Source organism: Albimonas pacifica (assembly GCF_900113695.1).
GTDB classification, from domain to species: Bacteria; Pseudomonadota; Alphaproteobacteria; order Rhodobacterales; family Rhodobacteraceae; genus Albimonas; species Albimonas pacifica.
In genome coordinates this window covers 571223-578405 of record NZ_FOQH01000005.1, presented here as the reverse complement: position 1 = coordinate 578405, position 7183 = coordinate 571223, and the positions used below count along the sequence as shown (strand labels likewise).

The window sequence follows — 7183 nt, the reverse complement described above, 5'->3', positions numbered from 1 at the left end:
CGCCGCCCGCCAGATCGATCTCGACCCGACCTTCGGCCGCCGCCCTGACCGCTGGCGCCGGCGCAGCCCCGACGACCTCGACCGGCAGGAACGACGGGGTCTCATCCTCCGCCGTCCCGGCGAAGCGCGGATCGCGAAGCCAGGTGAAGACCAGATTGGTGTTCACGTCGTAGCGCCGCGCAACCTGGCTCACCGAAACCCCGGCCAGCCGCGTCTGCGCGCAGATCATCCGCTTCTCGTCGTCCGTCCAGATCCGACGCCGGCCCCGCTTGCCCAAAAACGCCTCCGATCGTGTCCATCATCCCTTCATGGACACTATCGACACTTCAGCAGACCCGGCAGAGCGGCGAGGCCGGACGCTTACGGGGAAGCTGGGAGAGACACCGCATGTTCCGCGCAGCCTGTCTGCTCGCCGCCGGCGCCGTCTGGGCGCCGGTCGTCGGGTCGTCGTCCGCCCAGGCGCTCGACGGCGTGACCGTGCGGGCGGCGATCCACGACCCGGCGGTCTCGAGCGTCCCCGTCGCCACGCCCGAGGAGACGGCCGACCCCGCCCTTCGCGCCTTCGCGGCCGCGCTTCTGGCCGACCTCGAGCAGCGCCTCGCCGCCGGCAAGGACCGCCCCGCGCGGGCCGAGGCGCGCGTGGCGCGCATCCCGCTCGTGGCCTCCGGCGACGCGCCCTTCCCCGCCCTGCCCGCTCCGCCCGACGCCGAGGGCGCCGACTGCACGGTCGAGTCGCCCTGGCTCGCGCTCGCCGTCAGGCGCGACGAGACGGGGCTCAGGCTGGACCTCCGCGCGCTGTGGAGCGAGCGGCAGGCGCTGCTCGACCTCGCCGCGCTGGATAGCGAGGCGCCCCTGCCCACGGCGGCGCCGCAGGAGCCGCTGACGCGCTCCGAATTCGCCGCGATGGCCGAGGCCTGGCGGCGCGAAGCGATGGGAGGCGAGGCCCCGCCCGAGGGCGCGCCGCCGCTGGCCGAGCGCCTGCCGCCGGACGCGGCCTGGCTCTTCGCCCATGCGCCCCAGGCCGGGCGAGGGCCCTTCGACCTGGGCGCGGAGGGCGCGCTGCGCCGGCTCGTGCCCCGGCTGGCGCCGGATTACGCGGCGCTCGCGGGCGCCTTGATCTCACGCTGCCTTGGGGGAGGCGGCGAAGGCGGACGTTTCGGCGGTCCGCTCGACATTCGGGCCCTGGCGGGTCCGGACTTCGGGGCGTCGGTCCGCAACCCGGACTGACGCCCCGATCGTGTGGGAGGGCCCGTGGGAACCGCGGGCCGGAAGGGGAGTGAAATCATGGCGTTCAATTCAGTAAGGACAAACACGACATTCACAGGCTTCAGCGCCGGGGACGAAGCGACGATCCTCGACGCGATGCGCACGGCCTACAACGGCTCGGCCACCGCCAAGAAGATGTTCGACGACTGGATCGCGGCGGGCAACGACATCGAGGTCGACTTCGTCGCCAACGCCTTCCAGGCCTTCACCAACACCGGCCGCATCGAGATCGACCTGAGCTATCTCGACGACGCCAGCTACATCGACAACAACGGCCAGGCGGTCGAGGACACCGCGGTCACCGCGGTCCTGCACGAGCTGGTCCACGCCCTGACCGGCAAGCGCGACAACTGGGACGGCGTCACCGAGTACCGCGGCGACACCGTCAAGATGTCGAACAAGATCTACAAGGAGCTCGGGATCGCCGAGCAGAACTCCTACATCGCCTACGACAGCTCGGGGACCATCCTGGAGCGGGACCGCGAGTACACCGCGGGCGGGGCGATCGACCGCTCCCAGTCCGGCGACCGGGACTGGAACTCCTCGGCGGCGGGGGTGTCGAAGGACCTGCTGATCGGCGGCGCCTCGGCCAACAACCTGCAGTCGGGCCGCGGCGCGGACGTGCTGTTCGGCGCGGGCGGCGACGACAACCTCAACGGCGGCGACGGGGACGACGTGGCGCTGCTCTCGGGCAAGCCCACCGACTACGACATCCGGGTCAATCCCGACGGCACCTGGACCTCGCGCCACGTGCGCGGCGACGCGGACGAGGGGACCGACACCTTCTCCAACATCGAGAAGGTGCGCTTCGAGGGCGACGAGACCTTCTCCCTGTCCAAGGGCGGGCTGACCTTCCAGACCGACTTCGCCTTCGTCGTCGACACCACCGGGTCGATGTGGGACGACATCGGCGCGGTGCAGGCGGCGGCGACCGGCGTGATCGACGCGCTGTTCAACAACGACGCCATCGACGCGCGCGTCGGCGTCGTCTCCTACAAGGACAACGACAACGGCGAGCCGACGCAGGTCCTGCTGAACTTCACCGACCAGGACGCCTTCGCCGACCGCAAGGCGGCGGCGCAGGCGGCGATCAACTCGCTGTCGGCCTCGGGCGGCGGCGACACGCCCGAGTCGGCCTTCGACGGCCTGCTCAAGGCGCTCGACGGCTCGATGGGCGAGTGGCGGACGGGCGCGGGGACCAAGCGCATCGCGCTGTTCACCGACGCGCCCGCCAACGACGCCCACCTGCTCCCCACGGTGCTGAACTTCGCGCTGAACATCGGGGCCGTGATCTCCTCGCGCACCACCGAGGCGATCGGCGCGGGGATGACCGTCGACACCTTCAAGTTCAGCTTCGGCGACGGGCTCGCCGGCCGCGACGCGGGCTCGGAAGGGGACGAGTTCCCCGACTTCGTGCCCTCCGACGACCCGGTGGCGCCGCTGTCGGGCGTGGCCACGGTGCAGATCACCACGATCCAGATCGGCTCGTCCTCGACCGACCCCGACCTCGTCGACGCCGTCGACCAGACCGGCGGCGCGGTGCTCGAGGCGGCCGATCCGGCGGAGGTGGTCGAGCGGCTGATGAACCTCATCAACACGCCCAACTACTCGATCTCGGCCGAGACCTCCTCGCTCGAGGAGGGCGACGACGGCTTCACCCGGGTGACCTTCACCGTCTCCCGCGACCGCGCCGACAATGCGGCGGTGGTGACGCTGGGCACGACCGGGACCGCCGACGGCGACGACGTGAGCCACGTCAACGCCTCGGTGGCGCTGGAGGCGGGGCAGACCTCGGTCAGCTTCGCGGTGCGGGTGCTGGGCGACGCGGTCAACGAGCTCGACGAGACCTTCGGCATGACCATCGAGTCGATCGACGAGACCGCCACCGTCGGCATCGGCGAGGCCGGCTTCGCGATCCTCAACGACGACGCCCTGCTCGAGGGCACGCCGGGCGACGACGAGCTGCGGGGCACCGCGCTCGAAGACGTCATCGAGGGGCGCGGGGGCGACGACCTGATCCGCGGCTTCAAGGGCGACGACGTGCTCTCGGGCGGCAACGGCCGGGACGCGGTCTTCGCCGGGCGCGGCCACGACGTGGCGCGCGGCGGCGGCGGCGCGGACCGGGTCGACGGCAAGCAGGGCGACGACCGCGTGCTGGGCGGCGCGGGCGACGACGTGCTGCGCGGCCAGCGCGGCGACGACGTGCTCGACGGCGGCCCGGGCTTCGACCGGCTGATCGGCGGCGCGGGCGAGGACATCTTCGTGCTCCGTGCCGGGCGCGACGACTTCGACCGGGTGCGCGACTTCCAGGATGGGCTCGACCTGTTCCGCGTCGAGGGCGCGGGCGGCGCCGACGGCGACGACCTGTCCTTCGAGATGCGCGCCGACGCGGCCCGGGTGTTCCTGGGCGACGACCTGCTGGCGGTGGTGCGCGGGGACTTCGCCGCGCTCGACGCCGGCGACTTCGTCTTCGCCTGATCGCGACAGGCTCCGGCGGCGGGGCGCGCCCGTCGCCGGAGCTCCCTTCCGCCCTTGGCGATTCCCCCCTGCGCGCGGGCCCCGGCCCGGCCAGCCGCGCCCCGCTCCCGCAAGGCCGGATCGGTCGGGCGCGGGGGGAGGCGCAGAACGAAAAACCCCGCTCGCGGCGATCGCCGGAGCGGGGTTTTCAGGGAAGGTGGTGGAGCCTAGGGGAGTCGAACCCCTGACCTCTTGCATGCCATGCAAGCGCTCTCCCAACTGAGCTAAGGCCCCTTGCCTTTCGTCGCCGCCGGCTTGGGTGTTCCGTCTGGCGTGGCGGTGATCTAGACCAGCGGAGGGGGGGACGCAAGGGGTGTTTTCCGCCTTTTTCCCCCGGCCCTCCATGTCCTTGCGGCAGGCCGAGTCCCTCGGGATTCAGCCGGCCGCGAGGCCCGCCCGGAGGCGGGCGCGAGGCGACCTCAGGTCTCCTCGTCGCCGTCGTCGTCCTTGCCGCCGACGCCGATGCCGATGTCGTCGTCGGAATCGTCGTCGTCATCGAGCAGCACGTCGTCGTCGGCGTCCGAATCGTCGTCGTCGTCGTCGAGCAGATCGTCCTCGATCACGGGCGCGTCGCTGGCCGTCTCCTTCTCGGGCTTCGGCTTGGCCCGCGACATCGGCGGACCCTTGCGCTCGCTCAGCTGGGCGAGGTCGAAGGAGGCGCCGCAGCTGGGGCACGGCGCCGGATCTCTCATCAGGTCGTAGAAGCGCGTCTGGCAGCTCGGGCACACGCGCTTCGCGCCCCATTCAGGTTTGGCCATCAGGACCCCCGGCAGGCGAACAGTGAAGCGAAGGCGCCGGCCATGCCACAGGATTCCGCAACGTGCAAGCGCACGCGGACATGGCGGCGGACGCGCGCGGAAACGCGCGCCGGACCGATGCAGGCGCGCCGCCGGCCCCGCGCGGCCCGCCCGCGGGCGCCGCCCGGGCGCCCCGCGGCCGCGCGCGCGCAGAAAGTCGCGCGCAGAGTCGGGCCGCACGCCGCCCCCGCCCGGCCGCATCCGACCGGCCGCCTCCGCCGCCCGCGGACGGCGAAGCCTCGCCCGCGATGCGGCGGGCGCGGCCCGGGAGGCTTCGGGGGCGCCGCGGGGGCGCGTCCATTTCGCACTTGCGAAAAGCTTGCCGCGACGCCCCCCCGGGCCTAGGTTCCGCCCCGAACCCCCGGGCGGCCCGGTCCTTCCGGCCGAGGCCCGTCCTCGCGCGCCGCAGCGCGCCGAAGGAGGCGGACGCACGCACATGCTCTACCACGCCTACGAACTCTCGCACGCCGCCATCGGGCCCCTGCGCGCCGCCGCCCAGTTCGGCCGGCAGGCGCTGAGCCACCCGCTGAACCCGGCCTCGATCACCTTCCCCGCCCGCGCCGCCGCGGCGGGGCTGGAGATGTTCGTCAACGCCACCCGCCGATACGGCAAGCCGGACTGGGGGCTCGAGACCACCACCGTCGCCGGCGAGCCCTCGAAGCTGACCATCGAGACGGCGCTCGCGAAGCCCTTCTGCGACCTGATCCGCTTCCGGCGGGGCGGCGCGGTCGCGCGCTCGCGCAACGATCCGCCGGTCCTGATCGTGGCCCCGATGTCGGGCCACTTCGCCACCCTGCTGCGCGGCACCGTCGAGGCGATGCTGCCCGAGCACGACGTCTGGGTCACCGACTGGCGCGACGCGCGCAACGTGCCGCTGTCGGAGGGGGTCTTCGACCTCGACGACTTCACCGACTACGTGACCGAGTTCTGCCGCCACATCGCGCGCGAGACGGGCGAGCGCGCCGCGGTGCTGGGCGTGTGCCAGCCGGGCGTGCCGGTGCTGGCCTCGGCCGCGATGATGGCCGAGGACGCGGATCCCGCGCGCCCGGCCTCGATCGTGCTGATGGGCTCGCCCATCGACACGGCCAAGAACCCCAAGCAGCCCAACGAGCTCGCCACCACCCACGCGCTGAGCTGGTTCGAGCAGAACGTGATCGTCACCGTGCCCTGGCCCAACATGGGCTTCATGCGGCGCGTCTACCCGGGGTTCCTGCAGCTGTCCGGCTTCATGCAGATGAACCTCGACCGCCACCTCAACGCCCATCTCCAGCACTTCCGCCACCTGGTGAAGGGCGACGGCGAAAGCGCGGCGAGCCACCGCAAGTTCTACGACGAATACCTCGCGGTGATGGACCTGGACGCCGCCTTCTACCTGCAGACCATCGAGCGGGTGTTCCAGAAGCGCCTGCTGGCGGTCGGCGCGTTCCGCTACCGCGACGAGCGGCTGGTGAAGCCGCAGGCGATCCGCGACATCGGCCTGATGACGGTCGAGGGCGAGCAGGACGACATCACCGGCCTCGGCCAGACCGAGGCGGCGCAGACCCTGTGCACGTCCCTGCCCGACGCCAAGCGCCTGCACCACGTGCAGGACACGGTCGGGCATTACGGGGTCTTCAACGGCTCGCGCTGGCGCAACTCGATCCAGCCGAAGGTGCGCGCCTTCGTGCGCGCCCAGCGCACGATGCTGCGCGGCGCGCCCGAGGAGGTCGTGCCCCCCGCGCCTGCCCCGCGCAAGCCCAGTATAGACGGCGCGCTGGACGCGGCCGGGCTGACCGGCGCCAAGCAGCTCAAGGCCGCGGCGCTGAAGAGCGCGGGCCTTGCGGCGAACGGCGCGAAGGGAGCGGGGCGCAAGTGATCCTGCGGCGGCGTCGCCCGCCCGCGACGCCGGAACCGGAGCCCGAGGAGCTGCCGGTGGCGGCGCTGGGCGTCTCGGTGCGTCTGCGCCGCAATCCGCGGGCGACGCGCTTCACGCTCTCGGTCAGCCGCGTCGACGGCCGGCCGCAGCTGACCTTCCCCGAGCGGGCGAGCCTCGCCGAGGCGAAGGCCTTCCTGGAGCGTCACCTCGGCTGGCTGGAGGGGGCGGTGGCCCGCGTGCCCCCCGCCCGGGTGGTCGCCCACGGCCGCGCCCTGCCCTTCCGCGGCGCCTCGGTGGTGCTCGAGGCGCGTCCCGGCCGCTTCGCCCCGAAGCTGGAGGACGGGCGGCTGGTCGTCTCCGGCGCGCCCGAGGGCGCGCCCGGCCGGGCGCGGGCCTTCCTCAAGGACGCCGCGCGCGAGGCGCTGGTCCCCGCCGCCCATGGCTATGCCGCGCAGGTGGGGCGCAGGGCCGCCGGCATCACGCTGCGCGACACCCGCTCGCGCTGGGGGTCGTGCAGCTCCCAGGGGGCGCTCAGCTTCTCCTGGCGGCTCGCCATGGCGCCGCCGGAGGTGCTGGACTACGTGGCCGCCCACGAGGCCGCGCACCTCGTCGAGATGAACCACGGCCCCCGCTTCTGGGCCCTGGTCGAGCGCCTGCGCCCCGACTGGCAGGACAGCCGCGACTGGCTGCGCCGCCACGGCGGCGACCTGCACCGGGTCGATTTCGGAAGCTGACCGGCCGGCCCGGG

At 73.1% G+C, this 7183-nt stretch carries 6 protein-coding genes and 1 tRNA gene; 4 read left to right on the top strand and 3 right to left on the bottom strand.

The features are described from left to right. Positions 1-229, bottom strand: a 229-nt coding sequence (locus BM064_RS28080; RefSeq protein WP_425426167.1) for a transposase, incomplete at its 3' end; no start/stop codon positions are given. 158 nt (positions 230-387) lie between these two features. Here BM064_RS28080 and BM064_RS13740 point away from each other — a divergent pair. Both BM064_RS13740 and BM064_RS13735 read left to right on the top strand, forming a co-directional pair. Then, positions 388-1227, top strand: coding sequence for a hypothetical protein (locus BM064_RS13740; RefSeq protein ID WP_092860329.1), 840 nt, complete (start codon positions 388-390; stop codon positions 1225-1227). 57 nt (positions 1228-1284) lie between these two features. Further along, positions 1285-3744 carry a VWA domain-containing protein gene (locus BM064_RS13735; protein ID WP_092860328.1) on the top strand — a complete coding sequence of 820 codons (2460 nt, stop codon included), beginning with the start codon at positions 1285-1287 and terminating at the stop codon, positions 3742-3744. A gap of 197 nt (positions 3745-3941) precedes the next feature. On the opposite strand, the gene BM064_RS13730 is transcribed toward BM064_RS13735, so the two are convergent. Together BM064_RS13730 and BM064_RS13725 are read right to left on the bottom strand one after the other, a co-directional pair. After that, a tRNA-Ala gene (locus BM064_RS13730) sits at positions 3942-4017 on the bottom strand. A 185-nt stretch (positions 4018-4202) separates the two neighbouring features. Next, positions 4203-4541: a TIGR02300 family protein gene (locus BM064_RS13725; protein WP_092860327.1), complete on the bottom strand. Its 339-nt coding sequence runs from the start codon at positions 4539-4541 to the stop codon at positions 4203-4205. A 475-nt stretch (positions 4542-5016) separates the two neighbouring features. Between BM064_RS13725 and BM064_RS13720 the strand changes: the two genes are divergently transcribed. Both BM064_RS13720 and BM064_RS13715 read left to right on the top strand, forming a co-directional pair. Beyond that, complete coding sequence (locus BM064_RS13720) at positions 5017-6435, top strand: polyhydroxyalkanoate depolymerase (protein WP_092860326.1); 1419 nt, start codon at positions 5017-5019, stop codon at positions 6433-6435. Next, the gene (locus tag BM064_RS13715) at positions 6432-7169 is read left to right on the top strand and encodes a M48 family metallopeptidase (RefSeq protein WP_092860325.1); all 738 of its coding nucleotides are present in this window, start codon (positions 6432-6434) and stop codon (positions 7167-7169) included. Before BM064_RS13720 ends, BM064_RS13715 begins: the two co-directional genes overlap by 4 nt. The last annotated feature ends 14 nt before the right edge of the window (positions 7170-7183 follow it).

Coding starts and splice junctions, on each gene's coding strand:
- BM064_RS13740 (WP_092860329.1), top strand. CDS start 388: ATGTTCCGCGCAGCCTGTCTGCTCGCCGCCGGCGCCGTCTGGGCGCCG.
- BM064_RS13735 (WP_092860328.1), top strand. CDS start 1,285: ATGGCGTTCAATTCAGTAAGGACAAACACGACATTCACAGGCTTCAGC.
- BM064_RS13725 (WP_092860327.1), bottom strand. CDS start 4,541: ATGGCCAAACCTGAATGGGGCGCGAAGCGCGTGTGCCCGAGCTGCCAG.
- BM064_RS13720 (WP_092860326.1), top strand. CDS start 5,017: ATGCTCTACCACGCCTACGAACTCTCGCACGCCGCCATCGGGCCCCTG.